We start from the raw sequence: 1,687 nt of genomic DNA, 5'->3' as shown, positions 1-1,687 counted from the left end.
TTGTGGTAGCTTTTTAGAAATGTCGTGTTCTAGCCATTTAGAAATGTCGCGTTTGGACCTCGGTAAGCTTGCCGGCTCCCCGTCAGATCATGGAGCCGGCGATGCACCGAACAGCACTGGTGACATTGAACATGCGAGAACTCGACCGTCTGAAGGTAATCGAGGCTGTTGTGGACACGGGCTTGAAGCCCGGACGTGCGGCCGAACGGCTGGGCCTGACGGTACGGCAGATCGAACGGCTCGTGATTCGGTACCGGGAATCCGGAGCGGCCGGACTGACGTCGCGCAAACGTGGTCGTCCAGGGAACCGGCGATTGGACGAGGAACTGGCTCGGCGAGCGCTGACGATCATCCGCGATCGCTACGCGGATTTTGGCCCGACGTTGGCCTGCGAGAAGCTTTCCGAGTGCCATGGCATCCAGTTGGCCAAGGAAACGGTACGGCGGCTGATGACGGATGCTGGTTTGTGGGTGCCACGCAGGCAACGACCGCCGAAGGTCTATCAGCCACGAGCGCGGCGTGCCTGCCTGGGCGAACTAATCCAGATCGACGGCAGCGATCATCGGTGGTTCGAGGAACGGGCGCCGGCCTGCACGTTGCTGGTGTACGTCGACGATGCGACGAGCCGGTTGATGATGCTGCACTTCACGCAGACCGAATCGACCTTCAGCTACTTCGAGGCGACGCGAGCGTATATCGAGTGCCATGGCAAACCGGGGGCGTTCTATAGCGACAAGTACAGCGTGTTCCGCAATACAACGCCGGGCAAGACTGGCAATCGGGTGACGCACTTCGGCCGCGCGATGTACGAGTTGAACATCGACACGTTTTGCGCAAACAGCAGTCCGGCCAAGGGGCGAGTCGAGCGAGCACATCTGACGTTGCAGGATCGCCTGGTCAAGGAGATGCGGCTGCGCGGGATCAACACGGTGGCCGCCGCCAACGCTTACGCGCCCTCCTTCACGGCTGCTTACAACGCACGTTTTGCGAAGCCGCCGAAGAGCGACTTCAATGCACACCGACCGCTGCGCGCCGATGAGAATCTCGACTTGGTGCTGACGTGGCGCGAGCCTCGGAAAGTCACGAAGTCGCTCACGGTGCAGTACGACCGAGTGATGTATTTGCTGGACGATACGCCGGAGAATCGGAAGCTGATCGATCGAACGATCGAGGTTTGGGAGTACCCGGACGGGCGCATCGAACTCCGAACAGAGGGTCGCGTGTTGCCCTGCAGACAGTACGACCGGCTGGCCGAGATCGATCAAGCCGCTGTAGTCGAACACAAGCGCCTGAGTCACGTGCTCCAGGTTGCGCAGGCGATCCAGGCGCAGCGTGATAACAGCCGAATCGGTAAGGCTCCATCCCGAACGAATCGGGGCGACTCATCCAAGACGAATCGCAACACCTCCGGGCCGGATAAAAAGAAGCAGCGTGAATTCACGCAGGCCGATGTAGAGAAAGTGATCGTGGATCTCGCCGAACGCAGACAGGCACAACAGCCCACGCGCAAACCTGGCCGTCGGTCTGCAAGGAGCAGCGACGCAAGCGTAAGCACCCTGCCCGTTCAGGACCAGCTCTTCGACACTGCGTGATCTGAAGCCCATGAGAAACAAATCCTGAACCCCTGAAAACACGACATTTCTATTTAGCTGGCGCCACGACATCTTGAAATGGCTACGACATGGGT

The 1,687-nt window shown here is 59.6% G+C and carries 1 protein-coding gene; it reads left to right on the top strand.

Translation table 11 applies throughout. The features are described 5' to 3' along the window. Positions 1 to 101 precede the first annotated feature (101 nt). Positions 102 to 1,592, top strand: a complete 1,491-nt coding sequence (locus G3N64_RS39050) for an ISNCY family transposase (protein ID WP_205788889.1) — start codon at positions 102 to 104, stop codon at positions 1,590 to 1,592. Positions 1,593 to 1,687 lie beyond the last annotated feature (95 nt).

Source organism: Burkholderia sp. Ac-20344 (assembly GCF_017104975.1).
Classification (GTDB): Bacteria; Pseudomonadota; Gammaproteobacteria; order Burkholderiales; family Burkholderiaceae; genus Burkholderia.
This window is presented reverse-complemented; position numbering and strand designations above follow the sequence as displayed.

Coding starts and splice junctions, on each gene's coding strand:
- G3N64_RS39050 (WP_205788889.1), top strand. CDS start 102: ATGCACCGAACAGCACTGGTGACATTGAACATGCGAGAACTCGACCGT.